This window comes from Vibrio chemaguriensis (assembly GCF_012275705.1).
GTDB classification, from domain to species: Bacteria; Pseudomonadota; Gammaproteobacteria; order Enterobacterales; family Vibrionaceae; genus Vibrio; species Vibrio diabolicus.
Genome location: NZ_SHOE01000005.1, coordinates 91,038 through 111,214 on the forward strand (window position 1 = coordinate 91,038; position 20,177 = coordinate 111,214).

Annotated in this window: 21 protein-coding genes; 14 read left to right on the top strand and 7 right to left on the bottom strand. The window is 45.1% G+C overall.

The annotated features are described in order from the left end of the window. Positions 1-213: 213 nt before the first annotated feature. Together EX191_RS06925 and EX191_RS06930 are read left to right on the top strand one after the other, a co-directional pair. Positions 214-1,731, top strand: coding sequence for a phospholipase D family protein (locus EX191_RS06925; protein ID WP_046873810.1), 1,518 nt, complete (start codon positions 214-216; stop codon positions 1,729-1,731). A gap of 88 nt (positions 1,732-1,819) precedes the next feature. After that, entirely contained in the window at positions 1,820-2,407 is a 588-nt protein-coding gene (locus tag EX191_RS06930; protein ID WP_193447430.1) for a class I SAM-dependent methyltransferase, read from the top strand. Positions 2,408-2,457: 50 nt separating this feature from the next. On the opposite strand, the gene EX191_RS06935 is transcribed toward EX191_RS06930, so the two are convergent. Beyond that, positions 2,458-2,928, bottom strand: coding sequence for an ASCH domain-containing protein (locus tag EX191_RS06935; protein WP_193447431.1), 471 nt, complete (start codon positions 2,926-2,928; stop codon positions 2,458-2,460). 200 nt (positions 2,929-3,128) lie between these two features. Between EX191_RS06935 and EX191_RS06940 the strand changes: the two genes are divergently transcribed. Beyond that, positions 3,129-3,974, top strand: coding sequence for a tetratricopeptide repeat protein (locus EX191_RS06940; RefSeq protein WP_005392681.1), 846 nt, complete (start codon positions 3,129-3,131; stop codon positions 3,972-3,974). A gap of 13 nt (positions 3,975-3,987) precedes the next feature. Further along, complete coding sequence (locus EX191_RS06945; protein ID WP_005373896.1) at positions 3,988-4,383, top strand: DUF2391 family protein; 396 nt, start codon at positions 3,988-3,990, stop codon at positions 4,381-4,383. Between the two features lie 9 nt (positions 4,384-4,392). On the opposite strand, the gene soxR is transcribed toward EX191_RS06945, so the two are convergent. After that, the gene (soxR, locus tag EX191_RS06950; RefSeq protein ID WP_005392679.1) at positions 4,393-4,824 is read right to left on the bottom strand and encodes a redox-sensitive transcriptional activator SoxR; all 432 of its coding nucleotides are present in this window, start codon (positions 4,822-4,824) and stop codon (positions 4,393-4,395) included. Between the two features lie 201 nt (positions 4,825-5,025). Here soxR and EX191_RS06955 point away from each other — a divergent pair, with 201 nt between their 5' ends. The 5 genes from EX191_RS06955 (at position 5,026) to fusA (ending at position 11,737) form a co-directional block, all read left to right on the top strand. Then, a complete protein-coding gene (locus EX191_RS06955) occupies positions 5,026-6,234 on the top strand; it encodes an MFS transporter (RefSeq protein ID WP_193447432.1) in 1,209 nt (402 codons plus the stop codon). Between the two features lie 154 nt (positions 6,235-6,388). After that, positions 6,389-7,270 (top strand): LysR family transcriptional regulator, encoded by an 882-nt coding sequence (locus tag EX191_RS06960; protein WP_085343285.1) that lies wholly within the window; start codon positions 6,389-6,391, stop codon positions 7,268-7,270. A 101-nt stretch (positions 7,271-7,371) separates the two neighbouring features. Beyond that, positions 7,372-8,376 carry an N-acetyltransferase DgcN gene (dgcN, locus tag EX191_RS06965; RefSeq protein WP_193447472.1) on the top strand — a complete coding sequence of 335 codons (1,005 nt, stop codon included), beginning with the start codon at positions 7,372-7,374 and terminating at the stop codon, positions 8,374-8,376. Positions 8,377-8,426: 50 nt separating this feature from the next. Beyond that, on the top strand, positions 8,427-9,419 hold the full coding sequence (gene dgcA, locus EX191_RS06970) for an N-acetyl-D-Glu racemase DgcA (RefSeq protein ID WP_193447433.1): 993 nt from the start codon (positions 8,427-8,429) through the stop codon (positions 9,417-9,419). 293 nt (positions 9,420-9,712) lie between these two features. Then, positions 9,713-11,737: an elongation factor G gene (gene fusA / locus EX191_RS06975; RefSeq protein WP_193447434.1), complete on the top strand. Its 2,025-nt coding sequence runs from the start codon at positions 9,713-9,715 to the stop codon at positions 11,735-11,737. A 75-nt stretch (positions 11,738-11,812) separates the two neighbouring features. Here the strand turns inward: fusA and EX191_RS06980 are convergent, their stop codons facing one another. Further along, complete coding sequence (locus EX191_RS06980) at positions 11,813-12,007, bottom strand: hypothetical protein (RefSeq protein ID WP_193447435.1); 195 nt, start codon at positions 12,005-12,007, stop codon at positions 11,813-11,815. Between the two features lie 210 nt (positions 12,008-12,217). Between EX191_RS06980 and EX191_RS06985 the strand changes: the two genes are divergently transcribed. Then, positions 12,218-13,012, top strand: coding sequence for an aminoglycoside phosphotransferase family protein (locus EX191_RS06985; RefSeq protein ID WP_193447436.1), 795 nt, complete (start codon positions 12,218-12,220; stop codon positions 13,010-13,012). Here EX191_RS06985 and nqrM read toward each other — a convergent pair. Genes nqrM through EX191_RS07000 form a run of 3 tightly spaced genes read right to left on the bottom strand, consistent with a single transcriptional unit; the run spans position 12,990 to position 14,003 of the window. Next, positions 12,990-13,199: a (Na+)-NQR maturation NqrM gene (nqrM, locus tag EX191_RS06990; protein ID WP_005392671.1), complete on the bottom strand. Its 210-nt coding sequence runs from the start codon at positions 13,197-13,199 to the stop codon at positions 12,990-12,992. The two genes, EX191_RS06985 and nqrM, sit on opposite strands and share 23 nt — an antisense overlap. Before the next feature lies 1 nt (position 13,200). Continuing rightward, positions 13,201-13,716, bottom strand: a complete 516-nt coding sequence (locus tag EX191_RS06995) for a NifB/NifX family molybdenum-iron cluster-binding protein (RefSeq protein WP_150917078.1) — start codon at positions 13,714-13,716, stop codon at positions 13,201-13,203. Further along, entirely contained in the window at positions 13,713-14,003 is a 291-nt protein-coding gene (locus EX191_RS07000; protein ID WP_048625148.1) for a DUF134 domain-containing protein, read from the bottom strand. The genes EX191_RS06995 and EX191_RS07000 overlap by 4 nt, the downstream gene beginning before the upstream one ends. A gap of 502 nt (positions 14,004-14,505) precedes the next feature. Here EX191_RS07000 and EX191_RS07005 point away from each other — a divergent pair. From EX191_RS07005 to ompV, 4 genes are all read left to right on the top strand, one after another. Continuing rightward, the gene (locus tag EX191_RS07005) at positions 14,506-15,405 is read left to right on the top strand and encodes an ABC transporter permease (protein ID WP_046873819.1); all 900 of its coding nucleotides are present in this window, start codon (positions 14,506-14,508) and stop codon (positions 15,403-15,405) included. Then, positions 15,398-16,627, top strand: a complete 1,230-nt coding sequence (locus EX191_RS07010) for a quaternary amine ABC transporter ATP-binding protein (protein ID WP_193447437.1) — start codon at positions 15,398-15,400, stop codon at positions 16,625-16,627. The genes EX191_RS07005 and EX191_RS07010 overlap by 8 nt, the downstream gene beginning before the upstream one ends. Before the next feature lie 253 nt (positions 16,628-16,880). Beyond that, on the top strand, positions 16,881-17,417 hold the full coding sequence (locus tag EX191_RS07015; protein ID WP_046873821.1) for a copper resistance protein NlpE: 537 nt from the start codon (positions 16,881-16,883) through the stop codon (positions 17,415-17,417). A gap of 218 nt (positions 17,418-17,635) precedes the next feature. Then, the gene (gene ompV / locus EX191_RS07020; RefSeq protein WP_012842379.1) at positions 17,636-18,412 is read left to right on the top strand and encodes an outer membrane protein OmpV; all 777 of its coding nucleotides are present in this window, start codon (positions 17,636-17,638) and stop codon (positions 18,410-18,412) included. 75 nt (positions 18,413-18,487) lie between these two features. On the opposite strand, the gene EX191_RS07025 is transcribed toward ompV, so the two are convergent. Then, positions 18,488-20,155 (bottom strand): ABC transporter substrate-binding protein, encoded by a 1,668-nt coding sequence (locus tag EX191_RS07025; RefSeq protein ID WP_193447438.1) that lies wholly within the window; start codon positions 20,153-20,155, stop codon positions 18,488-18,490. Positions 20,156-20,177: the final 22 nt, after the last annotated feature.

Consider the following 20,177-nt stretch of genomic DNA (forward strand, 5'->3'; position numbering starts at 1 on the left):
TCATAATCACCAGATATTAGTGATTATGACCAATTCAGACACAATCATAATTAAAATAAATGATTATCTGCGTTCAAAAAGGTGAACTTAATCCCGAGAACATGACAATTCATTGATTAATAGCCCGTTATCCAACCTTGTTGGATGCACGCTGCGGCAACTTAGGTCTATAATTTCTGATAAGTAACACTCTGTAAGACAAGGAAATGTACTTTGTTACATACACTCGCTAAGCTGCTCTTCCCTTCTTTATTCACAATTTTATCGGCATGTTCATCCGTGTCATTGAACGATCCCAGTGAAAAATCCACTAGCTTCCAACTTGGGTATCAAGGTGACTCTGTGCTTGCACAGTACTTTGAAGCTTACGGGAAAGACCCAAAGTCAATCACTGGCTTTTCTCCTTTAAATCAAGGACACGATGCCCTTCTTGCTCGCACCTCTCTAATCGAGTCCGCACAAAAAAGCCTTGATCTTCAATACTATATTTACCGTGGTGACGAAACGAGTCAGCTAATAACGTGGCGCTTGTATGAAGCTGCAAAGCGTGGAGTCCGAGTAAGGCTGTTGCTTGACGATATGCAAAAGCGAAACGATGACGTGATGGCTGCCCTCAATGCACATCCTAATATCGAAATCCGCTTATTCAATCCGCATCAGTATCGCGACTCCCGCTGGTTCGCACTTGCTAGCGATTTTGAACGTCTTAATCGTCGTATGCATAATAAGTCTTTGATTGCAGACAGTGTTTCTGCCATTGTCGGGGGTAGGAATATCGGCAATGAGTACTTTTCTTTTGAATCACAGGTCGAATTTGGTGATTTTGATCTACTGCTCTATGGTGAGGCGGTACAACAAACTGCAGATCAGTTCGACCTCTACTGGAATAGCGCCTATGCGATACCAATGGAATGGATAACACCGGACTCACAGCAAATTACAGACCTGGCGATTCAAAAGCAGGTCGACAAACTCCAGCTAGAGGAAAAGTTCTCAACCGGCCGTTATGACTTCACTAAACTGGATATGTACCAAGCTCTCAAACAAGGCAATCTCAAGCTCTACTGGGGAGAAGCAAAAGTATGGTTTGACTTACCCGATAAAGTTGCGACCCGAGAGAGCCAACTTATTGATAATTTAACAGAGCTGGTTAAAAGTGTTGAACATTCATTTGTTCTTATCTCCCCCTATTTCGTCCCAACCGAAGTCGGCACTCAAGCATTGAGTAACGCGGCCAAGCGAGGCGTTGATATCACGATAGTGACCAATAGTCTCGCCTCTAACGACGTGTTTGCCGTGCATGGTTGGTACGCAAAATATCGAACAGACCTACTCGAAGCTGGGGTCAAGCTATGGGAAGTAAAAGCGAGCGCGAAACTCAAAAGCAAGTGGAGCCTAACGGGGAGCAGCAGAGCAAGTTTACACGCAAAAGCAATGACGATTGATGACAAGACGCTGTTTGTTGGCTCGATGAACTGGGATCCACGTTCAGCCGCTTTGAATACCGAAATGGCCGTTGTTATCGAACAGCCAGAATATGTGCAAATGTTTCTAGAACAACTGCCGAATCAATTGTCGAATAACGCCTATGCCTTAACTCTACGCGACGGAGACATTGTCTGGACTGACATAAAAACAGGCAAAGAATATGATTCTGAACCAGAGGCCGGAGTATGGCGAAAAATGGGCGCTTGGTTCTCCGGCATATTGCCAATTGAAGATCAGCTATAACAATTGCCAATGTTTCAAAACCTCCCCGATAAAGCAATACAAGAATGGACACTAGATTTGGGGAAACACAATAATACAAGGAAGTTCAATGTCAGCACAGTGGAACGAGTACTATCAGAAAATTTTAAACCAACCTCACCGCCCAAACGTAGAAAATGCCGTAAACCTACTGAAACTCGAGAGCAAAGTCGCTCTTGATATTGGCTGCGGAATAGGTCGAGACAGTCATTTCCTCCTCGAACAGGGGTTTAACGTTCACGCATTTGATAGCCATGAAGATGCAGTAAAAACTTGTTTAACACGCTTTGAAGGCCAGAAGCGTTTCTCAATTTCACAGTGCTGTTTTACTGAGTTTAACTACCCTCAATGCAGCCTGGTTATCGCGAATGCCAGTTTGTTCTTTTGCCCGGACGAAGGCTTTGAGCAAGTTTGGACCAATATAGACAGTGCCTTACAACCTGGCGGTATCTTTTGCGGTGATTTCTTAGGAGTAAAAGACTCCTGGGTTGCATCAGAAATGCATCCGAACATTACCGCATTAACGAAAAAGGAAGTGGAAAGTTTATTCGCGGATTACGAACTCATTTCATTGAATGAAAGAGATGAAGACGGAACCACAGTAGTCGGAAGCCCAAAACACTGGCACATGTTTAGTGTGACCGCTCGCAAGCGCTAAAAGCGGTCTCTCAAGAAAGCAGCACTTCAAATCAGTGCTGCTATCAGCGATTAATTGACTGGATACACCACTTCAAAACGTTCCAAAACTAGCGTACGTTTCTCATGCCAATCTATGTTCAACTCATCGCATTCAGCTTTAAAAAATGCAGTATGCGCGTCACGCCACCAGTTTAAGGTTCTATCACCTTCGCCTTCTGCGTAGGCAAACTCTGCGGTTACATCCTCATATTTGCATGTGCTGACATCAGTAATTCGTATCACACAAACGGGGTCCCCGTTCCAATTCGTGACGACTTGTAAATGGCCCACTTGTGGCATGCTTTCGCCATGCTCTCGATACCAAAGCTCCATACTGCAAGAGGCGATTTTCTGTCCAATTCGAACCAAATCGGCGCATACGTTGGCGTTGTATTCATCGGCACAATAATAGTCAGCACTAACTGATGGTACGGCTGCTCTTTGTTCTGGTGATAATAATTTTAGATACTGCTCTAAGTAATCCTTAGCTCGCGCGTCCATGCTCACTCCATTAATCATAAATTCGCAAGGAGGATAAAAGATATCACGGCAAATAACCACCAGGAACAAACTGAAAAACAACAAGAATATGACTTTTACGTAGACGACAATTATTTCTTTTGTAATAACTTTGCTAAACGTTTGTGCTATTTGCTATTGTTGCATGGTCTATCTGTACTCTTCTCGTGAAAGGACGTTTTATGCGCTTATTTATTGGTATTTTTTTCTCGCTGATACTTGCCTTGCCGACAATGGCATCGGACGAAAAGTATTCAGAATCGGATCTGTTAGATAGACCATTAATGGAACGCTATATTTTAGATGAGCTAAAAGCACTGCGTCAGGACTATCAGAGCCTAGAAAAACGAATGATCACAGAGATCACCGACCGCGAGCTGACGGTTGCGGATAAATCGTTGAACTATGCCAACGTGACCGTAACCTACTTCTTCTACATCATCGCAGGTGTCGCATCGCTGATCGCCTTTGTAGGCTGGCAATCTCTGCGTGAGTTTAAACACAACACCAAAGAGATGGCGGATAAACGATTAGAAAAGATCGCCCAAGAATACGAGAAGAAATTTGTCGCCCTTGAGCGAGATTTAAAACGCAAAACTCGCATTATCAGTGAAAACAATAAAGAAATTGAGAAAATCAACGAGATCCATAACTTATGGTTGCGTGCGCAAAGCTCACAAACACCAGAGCAACGTATTGAAATCTATGATGAGATCTTGCTGATTCGCCCAGGTGATTTAGAAGCGTTGACTTACAAAGCAGACGCCGCGATGGAAATCAACGAATACCACTGGGCACTAAGCATCTGTAACCGCGTACTTGAAGTCGATTACACCAATGGTCCTGCACTGTATCAACGCGCTTGTGCATACTCTCGTCTTGGCATTGAAGAGCAAGCCATTGAAGACTTGGAACGCGCTATTGAATACAGCCCATCTATTCGTGACTTGCTTGCCGAAGAGCGAGACCTCGAATTGCTGCATGGTAACGAGCGCTTTGAAAAGCTCTTACACCTAGCAAACGAATAATGGAATGAGCAGCATGAGTAGTCACTTTAACTTAGAAGACGCCAGCCAAGTGTTGGTTGGCGCTTTTGCCCTCGCCGTCCCCATCTCTTTTTCTGAAGAGGCGTGGCGACTGGGTGAAAGCTTGCCAATGGCAAACCTGCTCATGCTGTTAAGCCTTTCTGTCATTTTCCTCAGTTTTTTCGCCTATCAAAGCGTGTTCCAAAGCCACATCAAAAATCGCGTATCCATTTTTATTTTTCGTGTGGTTATCGCGTACCTCATTGCGGCCGTTGTGGTGGCGTTAGTTCTTTTCTGTCTTGATAAGCTGCCACTAATGAATGAGCCTTTGGTTGCGATAAAACGGGTCATCGTCATCACAATGCCGGCGTCAATGGGCGCGATCGTGGTGGACAGTTTCGACAAAGAATAGGAATAACACCTACTCTTCTAACGTTAAGTTAGAACCCGAGTGGTCTTTGCCTAACACATCTTCTGGGTTTCGCAGCGCGCAGGTTTCTAACGACAAACACCCGCAGCCAATGCATCCACCCAAATCGTTTTGCAGGGCTTTGAGCTTTTGAATTTTTTGCTCCAACTGTTCATGCCAATGACTCGCCATGACTTCCCATTGCTGTTTGTTTGGCGCTTGATGTTTCGGCAGCTCATCTAGCGCATGTTTGATTTCTTCTAACGACAACCCCACTTGCTGTGCCGCTTTAATCACCGCAACACGGCGCAACACACTTCGATGATAGCGACGCTGATTCCCTTGATTTCTCCAGCTCGAAATTAGTCCTTTTTGCTCGTAAAAATGTAGGGCAGATACTTTCACTCCAGAACGTTTTGCCACTTCTCCTACGCTGATTTCCATCCTTGACTCCCTGTGTATCAATTTTGTTAAAAAAATACTTTACCTCAAGTTTACTTGAGGTTTTAAAGTTGCACCATCTTAATTAACGCTAAACCCCGGCGATCTCAAGATAATGTGTTCAGCGCGAACGACTTGGTTGTCAAACACAGAACAGTTGGACATCAACCTTTTGAAATCCATCGGGAGTTAGAGGCAAACATAATGAAAAATAAAACTCAGCCGTACTTAGCTGGCCGCTTATTCGACAGCATTTCCTCTGGCTTGTTCATGATGGCACTACCATGGGTCATGCTTTCCGAACCTAACATGGGTACATTCGTCGCTTTAGTTTCTCTGAGCTGCACCGCGATTTCTTTTCTAGCAACGCCTTTCTTTTCCACTTTAATTGACCGACATTCACGCAAAGTACTACTCGTGCTCAATCAATGGATTCAATCGGGTATGGCTTTGGTGGTGTTCATTGCTTATTGGTTAGGGTTTGAGTCACACTGGTTGCTGGCTTTTGCGCAATTGGTGTATTGGGTTTCGAGTAATTTTGCATGGACGACCAACAATGCCTTCACCCAAGAAAATTATCAGCACCATGAGTATGCGAAAATTTCGGGTCAGCAAGAAATTGTAATGCAATCCACGACCCTCGGAGCTGGCGCGTTGGGTATTGTTTTGCTTGAAATGTGGGGTATGAAAGAGTTTGCTTTGTTTGCGGCCAGCGCCTCTGCGTTAGCAGCGATGTTCTATATTCTGACGCCTTATACTCAACAATTAAGGGCATCAAAATCCGTTGCTTTCATCGCGCAACTCAAAGAGAGCAAACAAATATTCCGTCTCGAACCCCGATTTTATGGCTTTATTCTGCTCTCTTGCCTCTCTTATCCTGCATTGACGTATTTGAGCAAACTGGTGCCGATTTGGTTTTCTGAACAAGGCATCTCTGGCGATTGGTTTGCAGGGTTCAACATCAGTTTTGGCCTCGGCTCGTTGCTAACCGGCTTTATTGTCACCAAAGTGCTAAGCCGTGCCTCCCATAGCCACATTATGTTTGCTTCGATGGTCATGGTATCTCTGGCGTTTATCGGAATGAGTTTTGCGATAAGCCCGCTGACCATCTTATTGTTTACAGCTCTGTTTGGTGTGTTTAACGCGCTAAATCGCATTGCGAGAGTCAACTGGATGCATCACACCGTAGCGGTTCATCAACGTGGTCGTGTTGATGGCGGCATCAGCATGTTTTCCACCACCATTCAATCTCTCAGTTATGTATTAATCGCGATGTTGAGTCATTACGAGCTAACACAATACGGTTTTGCAATCGCAGCTGTTGTCATGGTATTAGCAGTGGTATTGATGGGATTACTCAGCCGAGACGTTGAGCCGTTTAACGATCTGCCCCTTCATGCAGCAGCAAAGTGAAGCATAGAAATTGAGAAGTTGAGAAATTGAAAAAGCGAGATAAGAAGGCAACCAACATCGTCTTACTATTTTTTACGCCAGCACTTTTGCCTCTATCGCTCATCAGCAAGGTTGGGTATTCTGAGGCGACCAACATGAGCAGAAGGAATTCGCAGTGAACTTAAGACAATTGGAAGTCTTTTACGCCATTATGCAAGCAGGAACGGTGTCTGGTGCTGCTCGCTTACTGCACGTTTCCCAACCTAATGTCACTCGAGTTCTCGCCCATACAGAACAACAACTGAGCTTCGCTTTATTTGAGCGTGTAAAGGGACGTCTCGTTCCCACTCAAGAAGCCAAAGCCTTATTGCCAGAGGCAGAAAAGGTCTATCAACAACTCGGACAATTTCGCTCTCTGACCAACAAAGTCAAACAGGGAACTCAACATTTACGAGTCGGTGCCCCGCCTGTTTTGGCTGCGCACTTGTTAGCGCCGACTGTCGCGTTGTTGTCGAAAGAGCACGGCATCTCCTTTGAGCTCTTAACGGCCAATCGCGATGAGCTGTGCTCCGGGTTGCTGAAACATGAATTGGATGTCGCCATCGCGTTCGGTGAAGAAACACCACCAGCGATCATGGGGCACGTGTTATTGAAAGAAAACTTAGCACTGATCGCTCCTAAAAGCGCAGCGATACCCGCAGAAAAAGTCGTTATTTTAGAAGAACTCATCAGTCACGATTTACCCATTATCGGTTTAGATAGCCGAGACCCTCTGGGCTTATTGCTGCATCAAACCTTGTCGGCGCGTGACGAGCATTATCAACATGCCATCACCGTACGCAGCTACTCCGCAGCGGCTGAACTGGTGAAACACCAAGCAGGATTCGCCATTGTCGATCCATGGACTGCAAAACAATATCGCCAAGATGATGCCGTCTCCGTGCATGCTTTGGAGCCAAACATGTCCTTCTCTGTCTCTATTTTATTCGCAGAGCACACTCCTCAATCCATTGCGACAAAGCAGTTTATCACCGCCCTAAAACAACAGATGGTTTAGAGGTATAACTTGAAGTTATACCTGCCCGACAAATAAGCATTCGGTTTCCTAAATCAGTCTGGCTACATTAATGAGCAATAACGATGACGAAGGGAACCATCATGCAAATTGCTCAACCTTACCTACTCTTTCTTGGCGATGTAGCCGATCCACTCGCAGCAAAAACCGCGCGTGGCATTTACCAATGGCGACCTGAGATTTGTCTTGGCCAAATCCGCCTGACGCCAGAAACCGTATCACTTGGTTTAACCGACATGACACTACAACAAGCGCAGCAGCAAGGAGCAAAAACGCTGGTGCTTGGCACAGCAAATCCGGGGGGAGTCATTCCCGAAGCTTGGCAAGCTACCTTACTTGAAGCGGCAGAAATGGGATTTGAAATTGCATCGGGCATGCACCAACGTTTGACGGAATTTGCTCCTCTTGCCGCTCTAGAACAACGCGGATTAACCAAACTGTATGATGTTCGCCATTATGATGTCCCGCTCAAGGTCGGTAATGGCAAAGCTCGCGCAGGCAAGCGAGTACTTACTGTAGGGACAGATTGCTCCGTGGGCAAAATGTACTCTGCTCTTGCCATTGAGCATGCATTAAAGCGTAAAAACTGTCGCGCAGAGTTCAAAGCAACGGGTCAAACCGGAATTCTCATCGCAGGCAGTGGCATTTCAATTGATGCCGTAGTTGCCGATTTTATCTCCGGCGCAGTAGAAGCGATCAGCCCCGACTTCACCGACCACGATTGGGACATCATCGAAGGGCAAGGTTCGTTATTTAACCCTTCGTTTGCTGGCGTAAGTTTGGGCTTACTTCACGGCGCACAAGCGGACGCTCTGATACTGTGCCATGAGATTGGTCGCCCGCACATCCGCAACTTACCACATGCGAGCTTGCCAACCATTGAACAAACGATAGAAGCGAATCTGGCCGCTGCTCGCCTGACAAATCCAAAAGCTCAATTAGTGGGTATTTGCTTAAACACTTCGGCGATCAGCGAAGAAGATGCTGCCCAGTTATGCCAGGATTGGAGCGACAAATATCGGGTGCCCGTCACCGACCCTGTGCGTTTTGGCGTTGATGCGGTTGCAGATAAGATCCTTACGATTTAGGAAACATTTACGGTTTAGAAAATAACTGCGGTTTAGGGAAAACTAGTGAGATGAAAATTCATGTAGAACCCGTCACGATTGCTATGGCGACACCATTTCGCATCTCTCGCGGCAGTCGGACAGAGTGCCACGTAGTCCGCGTGACAATTGAACACCGAGGCATGACAGCCCAAGGTGAATGCACGCCATACCCTCGTTATGGTGAATCGGTTGAATCGGTGATTAAGGCGATTTCTCACGCCGCGCATGAACTGCAAAGTTTGTACGCAAAAGGCGAAGCTGATGCGATGGCTCTCAAAAACCAGCTTCAATCGTTATTGCCTGCAGGGGCGGCAAGAAATGCATTGGATTGCGCCCTTTGGCATCTTCACGCGCTTTTGAGCTACAAGCAGCAGGTTCACGACCTCTTTACGTTACCAGAGGCGATTGTGACGGCGATGACGGTTTCTATCGACACGCCGCAAGCGATGGCAAAACAGGCGCAAGCCTACCTTAGCCAAGGCGCAAAACTGCTAAAGGTAAAACTGGATGGTGAAAACGTGATTGAGCGCGTTGCAGCAGTACGCGATGCCGCGCCGCACGTACAAATTGTCTTAGATGCGAATGAAGCGTGGCAAAACCTCGACCTCGCGACGGTATTTGATCAACTCGAACCGTTTAATATCATCATGATCGAGCAACCGTTGCCACAAGACTGCGACGACGCACTCGCCAGCATTCCGCACCCCATTCCACTTTGCGCCGATGAAAGTTGTCACACCAGAGAGCAATTGCATCAACTGCTTGGCAAATATGAAATGGTGAACATTAAGCTAGATAAAACGGGCGGGCTCAGTGAAGCATTATTGCTGGCCGACGATGCAAAAAAACTCGGTTTTAGCCTCATGTCCGGTTGTATGTTGGGGACGTCGCTGGCGATGCGTGCTGCGTTACCCATTGCTGCTCAGGCGAGCGTTGTCGATCTTGATGGCCCGGTGTTGCTCGGACAAGATATAACGCCGAGCTTAGTTTATCGCGACGGCGAAATCGTTCTTTCCAAATAGCCTAAACAATCCAGAGGTTTTGATCGAAAAGTCAGAACCTCTGAGTTTATGATCTCGATTAAAAAACAATCAGCCCCATCATGAAATAAGTCACATAAATTATACGGTTATTACGGCATGCTAAGATTACAGTAGTCCAAGAAGGTGGTCTTATGCATCGAGTCATCCGGAAAATGACATGGAAGACGAATAGGCGGTAATCCCGCCCTACTCCAATGCAGTGCGTGGGTTTCTCTAACAACCCACTTCCTAGCAATTCGTAGGTTTTTCACGCCATCTTGCAAGGAGGCTCTATGCCTATAAACAAAATACGCAATATCGCTTTCGTCGGCCAAACCGGGACCGGTAAAACCACGCTGATAGAAAAACTGCTCTTCACCTGCGATGCCACTCACCATTTAGGCAGCGTAGAAAAAGGCGATACCGTTACCGACTTCGACCCTCAATCCATCCAATATCAACACAGCATTGAAGCAACGCCAGTCGCACTGCGCTGGAATAAACATCGGCTCAATATCATCGACACTCCGGGACAAAACGAGTTACTTGGCCGTACGATCAGCGTCTTTCCTGCCGTTGAAACATCCGCCCTTGTCATCGCCCCTCAAACCCCACTAAACCAAACTTCCGATCGCTTATTCACCTTTGCTAAAGAGCAGCAAAAATGTCAGATGATCATCATCAATAAGCTCGATAACCACGGTAGTCAGTTAGAAAGATTGATGGAGAACATCGTTGAGCATTTTGGGGACCACTGCTTACCGATCAACTTACCTTCGGCTGACGGGGAATCTGTAGTTGACTGCTATTTCGAACCAGAATTGGGACGAGAAACCTTACTTGCGACGGTAGATGAAGCTCATGAGACCTTGATTGACCAAGTTATCGAAGTCGATGAAGAACTGATGGAACTGTATCTGGAACAAGGCTCCGAACTCACCGCAGAGCAACTGCATGATCCGTTTGAAGAAGCACTGAGAACTGGACATGTGATTCCGGTCTGTTTTGTCTCAGCACAAACCGGCGCGGGCGTCGAGCTTCTGCTGCGCACCTTGGCGGAGATCATGCCCATGCCAAACGAAGGTAACCCTCCTCTATTGGAAAAGAACGGCAAAAAAATCAAAGTAAATTGCGAAACCTTTGAGCACACCGTCGCACACGTGTACAAAGTCAGCGTCGACCCATATATGGGAAAACTTGCCTACTTACGTGTGTATCAGGGTGAAATCAATGCGGGCAGCCAGCTTTATATTGGCGAAAGCAACAAGGCATTTAAAGTTGGGCACTTATATCAACTGCAGGGCAAAGATAGAACCGAGATCCCTCGCGCGCTTGCCGGCGACTTCTGCGTTTTAGCCAAAGTGGATGATCTCGAATTCGATTCAATCGTTCATGACTCTCACGAAGAAGATGGTGTTCAACTCAAGACATTGGACCTTCCTGACTCCATGTATTCTTTGTGCTTGAAGCCTCTTAAGCGTGGAGATGAGCAAAAATTAGGCGATGTACTGAATAAAATCGCCAGCGAAGATCCTTCGCTGCGCATCGAACATCGCGCTCGCACCAACGAAACCATCATCAGCGGCCAAGGGGAGTTTCACCTCAAAGTCGCATTAGAAAAGATGGCGAACGTGTACAAGCTGGACGTCGAAACCTGCCAACCAAGCGTCGAATACTTTGAAACCATCACTAAACCTGCCGAAGGGCATTATCGACACAAAAAACAAAGTGGCGGTGCAGGCCAGTTTGGTGAAGTGCAATTGAAGGTTCGCCCACTCGAGCGTGGCGCCGGATTTAAGTTCATCAACAAAGTGGTGGGTGGCGCAATTCCAACCGCGCTCATTCCTGCTGTTGAAAAAGGTATTTTGCAAGCGTTAGAGGAAGGCGCGATTTCTGGCAACCCAATTAAGGATGTGGAAGTCACCGTTTATGACGGTAAATATCACTCCGTCGATTCGAAAGAAATAGCGTTTGTCATCGCAGGTAAGAAAGCCTTTTTAGATGCGATTAACAACGCAGATCCTATTGTGCTAGAACCCATTGTCCAGATGGAACTGCACATCCCAACCGCGAACGTTGGCGATGTTTCTGGTGATTTATCTGGAAACCGAGGCTTGATCGAAGGCACCGAGCCAATCGACAGCAGCTTCACCTTACTCAGAGCCAAGTCACCAGTAAATGAGCTACAAGATTACGCTCGTCGATTACGCTCCATCACTGGTGGTGAAGGCAGCTTTAGTATGACCTTAAGCCATTACGAGCCCGCGCCACCAGCAGTGCAAAAACAGGTCTGCCAAGGCAGTGCACAACAAGGTTAATTCCCTACGATTCAAATCAATCATACAAATAAAAAAGCGCCCTCATTTTGAGGGCGCTTTTAGGTAAAAGAAAAGTTATTTATCGAGAGACAAACCTATCTGACTGATTTTGCTTTCAAACTCTTCGATGCTGTTCGCTTTGTAAGTCGGAGCACCGTTAAAGTAACGCGGTTTCTCTGGCAGCATCGCATTTTTCAGCTCTTGTTCTTGATCGACATTGTCATGATAAACCGTTACACGATTTGGAATATCCTGCTTTATTACAGCCATAGTGGTTCTCCTTGTTTAAATCGAATATTAAGCGTAGAACGTGGTTAACGATGCGTAAAAGCCACTGTGCAAAATTTAGACACCAGCGACAATTTCATACTCAAACCATTGCATTGTTTTGTTTCAATGTTCTCTTTAAGTATTCTTGGCGCACACACCTTTCGCGTTTAAGGTAAGTGAAGATTCCACCATCAAAAGACAGGATGTCTTATGTCAAAGCAAGAGCTTAACCAGATGGGCAGTGCCAAAGTTTATCTGGTAGAAAAACAAGGCATTTCATTCATTGAAAAGCAGCAGGTAGAACAGGTTGAGGTCGCTTTTTATCAACACCAGGCTAAACCATTCAATGAACTTGGCATTCTTGTACCTGAGCTCATTGATTACGATCACCAACAAAATACGTTACGAATCGAGTATATCCCGCACTCTGTCAATCAAGAATTCCTGCTTGAAGAGCCGCGCGTGATAGAACAACTAGCTAAAATACATAGACTATCTCCGACATCAGACGGTGTTTATCATCCTCATCAGTGGACACAACCAGCCACTTCCCAAGCTCTAAACACGCTCAAACTAGACGCAAAAACAGAGCGGTTCTTTTATCAGCTACAAGAGCAATCCGGCCCGCTTTTCAACGCCAAAAATTTGATCTCTGGAGACACCAATGCCGGGAACTGGGGGCGACGAGATAATGGCGATTTGGTGCTGTTCGACTGGGAACGTTTTTCGACAGGGCATATCGCGATAGATTTAGCGCCACTAGTCAAAGGCATGGGCACATTCGAAGATTATCTTGGTGTGGCGCATACCTATACCAAGACGGCAAAGCAAGGCGATGCGAGTAATTTAGCAAGAACGATTGCAATAGCTAAAACGTGGATGGTGGTAGAAGTGGTGAATATACTGGTCTCGAGACAGAACCCGCAGACCAGTAAATACATTGACTGGTTTAAACAAACCTTACCGAAATGGGCAAAAGATCTTAGCGCTCAGATGACGAATTAGGTTCGGATATTTGATACAAACGTCTTTCAGGCTCTGCACAAGAGGTTTCACAATTGCACACCTTATCAACACCGACATTATTCAATCCGCCACAACTCCCTTGAATACGCTTGTTGTGGAAAATGACGCCAAGCGACATCAACAAAATGATTGCGAGAAAACCAAGAAAGGTAAATAACCAAACCATATTAACCTGCCTTATTAGCCATCGTCTTTAGCCTAAGTATAGCAGGGCGAGAAGTCACTTTAAGTAGCCCTGTTGGTGCTTTCGGTCTTGCCAGCAATGAGAGTTTGGATTTTTTGCCACCACAACCACAGGAACCGCAACCACCTTTTGGCTTGTGAGCATTTTTCTTATGATTGTTTGAGGGACGACCTTGAGACGGCTCAATGAGAGGCTCTCTTGGAACCGCAAGTACATCTTCCAATGAGCTACGGGTAGAAAGCCTGAATACTTGCGTGCCACTACGAAGTAATTTGGCTAGTGCGCGTTCACCGATATTTCGTACAAGTACAGCATCCACATTGTACTCTTGCAGAGACTGAATTAACTGAGACTTCGCATTGCAACCTGCTTGTGGCATCGAAGCAATGTTCGCTAAGTTTTTTAGCATACCGTCAGTATCAGAATAAATAGCAATATATGGTGCTTTAACAAAGTGGTTTGCCACCCGCTCACCATCATTAGGAATAGCATAAATCATAAGTTTGACTCCTCATCCGGAAAAACTAATGCATGACCTTCAACTAAACTTTTTGCGACTTTCAATCTTGCACTTTTTACTGTGTTACCAAAAGTTTGTCTAGAGACGCCCATCTGATCAGCAGCTTGCTGCTGGCTAAGCCCCTCTAAATCGGCCAAACGCAGTGCTTCTAGCTCTTCTGGTAATATGGCGACTTGCTCCAACTGATGAAATGGCACGCCATTGGGTTTGAAACAATGGTGTGCAGCACGTCCGCATATTCGTCTTTCTATCTTTGGTCTTGCCATCATTATCCCTCAAAAACACAGGATCAAATTACGCCTTAAGTTGGCATATGCCAACAACATTTTTAGCATATGCCAATAAACTAAGTTTGCAAAAATCGACACGATAAATACGTAAGACATCAGGATTAATTAGACATCTAAAAATTTACAAACTTTGGTGACAAACGAGCAAAAAGATCAATTCTAATTATCTAGATAATAAAAACGTTAGTTTGCGCAGACTTTTCATACAAATACGCGCTAATGTATTCATTTTATTGGAGAAGAAAAACTATAATCCGATCAAATCATTCATTTGAACACTAATGATTATTTTATTAAAAGGGTGTCTACCTAAGTAACTATAAAGTGCAGGTCGACCGCATTGAAATGAGCCTAAAGGGTAAAACAATAGATGGAGGACCTATCGAACCACCAATCATTACTTGGTCTACGATCCCAGCCATTCTTGCTGAATCACGTCTCTTGAGGGCACCTAGATATATCAGAAAAGGAAGTAAATATGTCTGACTCGAATTGGCTCAGCGAATTCCCAGAAATGGATCGCTCTGATCTTAGAGCGATTCGCAAAACACTCGATGGCGCCTACCGAGATTTCTCTCGTGAATATGGTGAACTTATCGAGTCTCTCTTTGATCCGCTCCTTTCATTTCTTGTCTGGTTTGAAAAACTGCTTATTTCAACACCTTGGGTCGTTGTTTTAGGCGTCTGCACCGCCCTCGTTTATGCCGCTAGTCGCTCTTGGAAACTGGCTATCGCATGTTTTGGCTCACTTATCCTGATTGGCTACTTCGGCATGTGGGAAGACACAATGCGCACGCTCAGTATTATCACGGTGTGTACCATGCTGGCAATCACACTCGGGATCCCTATCGGCATCGCCATGGCGCGCTCTAATCGTATTCAGTCTGTTGTGACGCCATTACTCGACGTCATGCAGACCATGCCGGCATTTGTGTACCTCATCCCCGTTGTGATGTTACTCGGGATCGGCAAAATTCCTGGCCTCATCGCAGTAGTGATCTACGCGATTCCACCTGTTATTCGTTTAACTAATTTGGGGATTCGTTTGGTGGATAAAGAAGTGTTGGAAGCCGCAACCGCATTTGGTGCCAGCAGTAAACAGCGGCTTTTTGGGGTCCAACTTCCGCTCGCAATGCCAACCATCATGGCGGGAATCAACCAAACGATCATGATGGCACTGTCGATGGTCGTCATCGCATCGATGATTGGGGTAAAAGGTTTGGGCCAGCCCGTTCTTAAGTCGATTACCAATCAATATTTCACTCTTGGTCTTTTAAATGGTCTAGCCATTGTCGCTCTAGCGATTCTTTTCGACCGCGCTTCACAAGCGTATGCGAAACGCACTCAAGCCCATCTAGGAGATTTAAAGCATGACTAGCCCACTTATCGAAATCAGCGGTCTGTATAAAATCTTCGGACCCAAACCCGACAGCGTGATTGAGCGCGTCAAGTTGGGACATAGTAAAGAACACGTGTTAGCGGAAACGGGGCACACGGTCGGGCTAAAAGACATCAACCTCCAAATTAAAAAGGGCGAGATTTTCGTCATCATGGGTTTATCCGGTTCAGGTAAGTCCACCATGATTCGCCACTTCAATCGCCTAATCGATCCAACCAAGGGACAGATTTTGGTGGAAGGGGTAGATGTCATGCAGCTTTCTAACAAGGAGTTAGAGCAGTTTCGTCGTCATAAGATGTCGATGGTGTTTCAACGTTTTGGCTTATTGCCTCATCGCACTGTTATCGACAACATCGCTTACGGTTTGGAAATTCAAGGAATAAGTAAAGAAGCGCGCTTAGAAAAAGCAAACGAATGGTTGGATACCGTTGGATTAACGGGTTATGAGAACCAATACCCCGCTCAGCTATCAGGTGGTCAGCAGCAACGCGTAGGCCTCGCGCGAGCATTGGCAACCAATGCCGAAATACTGTTAATGGACGAGGCATTTTCAGCGCTGGACCCACTGATTCGGAGCGAAATGCAGGATCAGTTAATAGAACTGCAACAGCAGTTACACAAAACGATTGTTTTTATTACTCACGACTTAGATGAAGCATTGCGCCTTGGCGATCGCATTGCGATCCTTAAAGACGGTGAGCTTGTCCAGCAAGGTTCACCAGACGAAATATTGCTGCATCCTGCCGATGAGTACGTTGAAGCCTTTGTAAAAGACGTCAATAGAGCGCGAGCATTGACGGTTGAGACTGTGATGCAGCCACCTTCATATCGCATTGCCGCTAAAACCATTGAAGAAGCGCTCAGTGAGATGAAACGTGTTAAACGTAATTATGCTTATCATGTGACCGATGCAGGCTATCAAGGCGTGATAACGCAACAAGGGTTACTAGACGCGACTAAGTTAGCTCAAACCCCAAGCTGGGATGATGATATCTATGAAGAAGTGCCTATCATCTCTCCCCATTCAGCCATTGAGCAAATATTGACTGAAACCATGTCGTGCGAATACTCACTGCCCGTTGTCGATGAGCATGGTCATTTGAAAGGTGAACTAGAGCGTCGTACTGTTGCTGATCTATTCGCTTATGAAGACAGCACAAAACGAAGCACCTCACGTTCAAACATCGATAAGGCCTCTTAACTGATTTAATAAAACAGCTCACAGCAATGTGGGCTGTTTTCACTATCTCTGCCCCCCCTCTAGATATTTATTTGTAGACTCAAGCTTGATATCCCAATCAACATTTACATTGTTCTGATTTTCCTGACAATTTTATGCTCATATTCGGTTTTATTGACATAGATAGATCATTCTATTGCTTTTTGATGACGCAAATACCTGATAAATGTCTACTATTACTCTCATACAAAATCTTGATTTAAAGAGGGATAAAATGAAAAAAACAATGTTGGCACTAACAGGCGCGGTAATCATTCTTGCAGGCTGTCAAGATGAGAAACCTGCCGAAACAAGCGCAGTTGAAGTACCTCAAGCGACGGAAACTGAAGTCACTACTAGCGCAGAAGTTACTACAGAGACAATTGACACGCTGCCAGTAGCAGAAGAACAAGTCATCACTGAAGAAACATTTGTAGACTCTGAGCATAACGCTCAAAATGCCCTTGACTGGAACGGCACATACAAAGGTACGCTTCCATGTGCGGATTGTTCAGGTATCGACATGACCATCACACTAAATCAAGATGGCACTTACGTACTTGAAGAAAGCTACCAAGACAAAGAAGACGGTCAGTCAAAGTCTGAAGGCCAATTCACTTGGGATGCAAACGGCAGCATCGTAACGTTGACAAACGAAGATGCGCCAAACCAATACTTTGTTGGTGAAAATGTACTTATGAAGCTAGACATGAATGGCGAAAAAGTAACAGGTGACCTAGCACCGTTATACAATTTAACGAAACAACAATAAGTTAGTATCGATACCTGATAAATAATCTAAATCCGAGCTACCCCAGCTCGGATTTTTCTTTCCATCGACGGCGGTTGCCTTTCTTATCTTCCTTCTATGATCTTACATTCCGCTTCTTATCCTGATGGTTCATTACATTTCCATACGCTTTGCTGATAGAGGCTTACAACTTCATTTTGTACAGTGTTCAAAACAAATCAGAACAACTCGGAAAAATGATGAAAAAGACATTAATTGCACTACTAACTCTGACTGCTGCTGCTTCAGCGGTTGCTGGTGATACTTATATTCGTAACGGTAACATCTACAACAATGAAGGTGGCTGGAACGCGGAAGTCGGAGTGGCTCATGGCAGCGATCTTTTCAAAGATCAAAAATACAATACAGCTCCAATTCTAAATGGCGGTTACCATGGTGACGACTTTAACGCCGATCTAAGTGGCATTAACTACCGCTTCTTCGGTAACACCAATGAATTAATCAACATGAGTGCTTACCTTGTTGGCAGTGGTGTCATGCGTGACGGTGATATTGCAAAGAGCCTGAAAGGCACGGATAAACGTCGCTTTGCTGTCGATTTAGGTTTGAACACTGACTTTACGTTAGATCAACACAATGTGATTTCAACATACCTTCAACATGATATCAGTGGTGCTTACAAAGGTTACTTAGCGGGCGCGACTTACTTCCACATTATGAACTTCGGTAGTGTTGATTTTGTTCCTTTTGCTAACCTAACTTATCAAAGTGAAGACTACGTAGATTACTACTTTGGCGTAAAACAACGCGAAGCAAATGCAAACCGCAAAGCGTACAAAGGTGATTCAACAGTAAGCTATGGTTTAGGCTACAAGCTAGTCATGCCAATCAACGATAACTGGCAAGTGAGCCAAATGACACAATACACTCGCCTAGGCAGCGGTATCAGCGATTCCTCGATTGTTGATAGTGCAAATCAATGGGTTGTTGGTGCGAGTGTGTCGTACAACTTCTAACTCTACATTCCACATAAAGCCATCATTGCGATGGCTTTATGTATTCATACTCTATGCTCACCGTATCGAAATATGCTAGTTAGAGTGAGCGATCCAGAGACGATGCAAATCGCTATAACCCGTATTTTTCACCTGAACACCGCGCACTTGCTGTGTTTTTGTCACCTCTTCATAGCCAACAAATAAAGGCAAATAAAGGTACTGCTCTCGTAACGCTTTTTCTACGCCTAAAAGAGATTGTAAAGATTGAGCATTTGTCATGGCTTCGCGAAGGTTTTCTCGATGGATCAACATCTGGCTTTGATCAAAACTAAAACGCAAACCTGTTGCTATCGATAGCCATTCAAATACGCCATACTCAAACGGCGCTTCCATGACTTCTTCAATTAGGAGCAAGTCCGCTCGATGTGATACGACTTCAGGAAAACTAATGTCATCAATAATGACGATCTCTAGCTCTAATCCCGTCGCCCGAATCACTCGGTGCAACCACTCAGAGTGACGAATTAAACTTGGTATCGTCCAGACTGGCTCAGCTAGCGCTACTTTACCTTGTAGCTTAGGCGTCACAATAGCCTCTGCTATTAGTAAATCTTGCCCTTGAGTCACTAACTGAATGCTGTCAACGGCACTTTGCGCCTCATAGATTCTCTTTTGCGCATTGATGTAATCGGCGAGTTGATGCCAGTCTTCTTTTGCGAGATTAGAGTCCGCGCGCTCCCGATAGGTCAAATATGAAAATGCGCTGATTTTTTCCACTTCAACGTGATCAGAAGTTTGGTTAAAACTCAACATATTCAAGGTCTTAACATCACCATGAGACAGCGTAATTTGGTCTAACAATGCGCGCGCTGAAAAATATTCTTTGTGTGCTTGAAGAAGCATACTCTCTTGGTTCCAACCACTGATTTTAAATGGTCCGGTGCCTATGTGGTAAGAATAACCAGAACCGAAAGAAACAACATCTCGACAAAGAATAGAAGCGTGAGGAGTGGCTAACATGTATGGAAAAAACATGTTCGGATGTTTCAATGTAATTTTTAAGCAGCTCGATGTTTCGGCAATCACACTGTCAATACACTGCCAGAGCTCGTGTACTGGTCCTTTTATTTCCTTAAGTCTTTCGATGCTCCAAACAACATCTTGTATGCTGAGAAGTTCGCCATCGTGACGATATATTCCAGGCCTCAACCATAACGTCATCACATTGCCTTCCATTTTCCACTCATGTGCTAGCGAAGGCTCAATGCCACCATTGGAATTTTGAGTCAGCAAAACATCATAAACACTTTTCGCCACATGCAGTTCAGTATGACGATAAGTATTCGCAGGATCGACCTTAGACACCCAAGGATAAGAGGAGATCAAAATAGCGTTATTTGACTCATTCAACTGGTTCACTTTTTCAGAGGCAATCGTCAGCGCCCTGACAGCACTTTGGCCGAACCAATCGATAAGTTTTGTTATCGAATTCATTCTTCCCCGACCAAGCTCCTCAACCAAAAATTCGGTCATCGCTTGTTGAAGGGAAATAGTAATATTCAGACGACTGGCGTTACTTCTGCCAATTGCAGGTTTCCAATCTACCCAACCGTAAGAGGCAAGCTTTTTCATCACAATAGAAACATTGCGCCTTGACGTACAAATTACCACTTCAAGATCAGACAGCGTAACGAAGTGATATTGATGAGGTTCAAAGTGCTTTAACAGTAGATCCAGATACCTAAGATTGACATCGTTCACAAAGATTCCTAAGAGTTATTCC

Excerpts from the sequence above, each read along its gene's own strand:
- fusA (WP_193447434.1), top strand. The coding sequence starts at position 9,713 with ATGCCTATAAACAAAATACGCAATATCGCTTTCGTCGGCCAAACCGGG.
- ompV (WP_012842379.1), top strand. The coding sequence starts at position 17,636 with ATGAAAAAGACATTAATTGCACTACTAACTCTGACTGCTGCTGCTTCA.
- nqrM (WP_005392671.1), bottom strand. The coding sequence starts at position 13,199 with ATGGTTTGGTTATTTACCTTTCTTGGTTTTCTCGCAATCATTTTGTTG.
- EX191_RS07015 (WP_046873821.1), top strand. The coding sequence starts at position 16,881 with ATGAAAAAAACAATGTTGGCACTAACAGGCGCGGTAATCATTCTTGCA.
- soxR (WP_005392679.1), bottom strand. The coding sequence starts at position 4,824 with ATGGAAATCAGCGTAGGAGAAGTGGCAAAACGTTCTGGAGTGAAAGTA.
- EX191_RS06985 (WP_193447436.1), top strand. The coding sequence starts at position 12,218 with ATGTCAAAGCAAGAGCTTAACCAGATGGGCAGTGCCAAAGTTTATCTG.
- EX191_RS07000 (WP_048625148.1), bottom strand. The coding sequence starts at position 14,003 with ATGGCAAGACCAAAGATAGAAAGACGAATATGCGGACGTGCTGCACAC.
- EX191_RS06940 (WP_005392681.1), top strand. The coding sequence starts at position 3,129 with ATGCGCTTATTTATTGGTATTTTTTTCTCGCTGATACTTGCCTTGCCG.
- EX191_RS07005 (WP_046873819.1), top strand. The coding sequence starts at position 14,506 with ATGTCTGACTCGAATTGGCTCAGCGAATTCCCAGAAATGGATCGCTCT.
- dgcA (WP_193447433.1), top strand. The coding sequence starts at position 8,427 with ATGAAAATTCATGTAGAACCCGTCACGATTGCTATGGCGACACCATTT.
- EX191_RS06980 (WP_193447435.1), bottom strand. The coding sequence starts at position 12,007 with ATGGCTGTAATAAAGCAGGATATTCCAAATCGTGTAACGGTTTATCAT.
- EX191_RS06945 (WP_005373896.1), top strand. The coding sequence starts at position 3,988 with ATGAGTAGTCACTTTAACTTAGAAGACGCCAGCCAAGTGTTGGTTGGC.
- EX191_RS06955 (WP_193447432.1), top strand. The coding sequence starts at position 5,026 with ATGAAAAATAAAACTCAGCCGTACTTAGCTGGCCGCTTATTCGACAGC.
- EX191_RS06995 (WP_150917078.1), bottom strand. The coding sequence starts at position 13,716 with ATGATTTATGCTATTCCTAATGATGGTGAGCGGGTGGCAAACCACTTT.
- EX191_RS06935 (WP_193447431.1), bottom strand. The coding sequence starts at position 2,928 with ATGGACGCGCGAGCTAAGGATTACTTAGAGCAGTATCTAAAATTATTA.
- dgcN (WP_193447472.1), top strand. The coding sequence starts at position 7,372 with ATGCAAATTGCTCAACCTTACCTACTCTTTCTTGGCGATGTAGCCGAT.
- EX191_RS06930 (WP_193447430.1), top strand. The coding sequence starts at position 1,820 with ATGTCAGCACAGTGGAACGAGTACTATCAGAAAATTTTAAACCAACCT.
- EX191_RS07010 (WP_193447437.1), top strand. The coding sequence starts at position 15,398 with ATGACTAGCCCACTTATCGAAATCAGCGGTCTGTATAAAATCTTCGGA.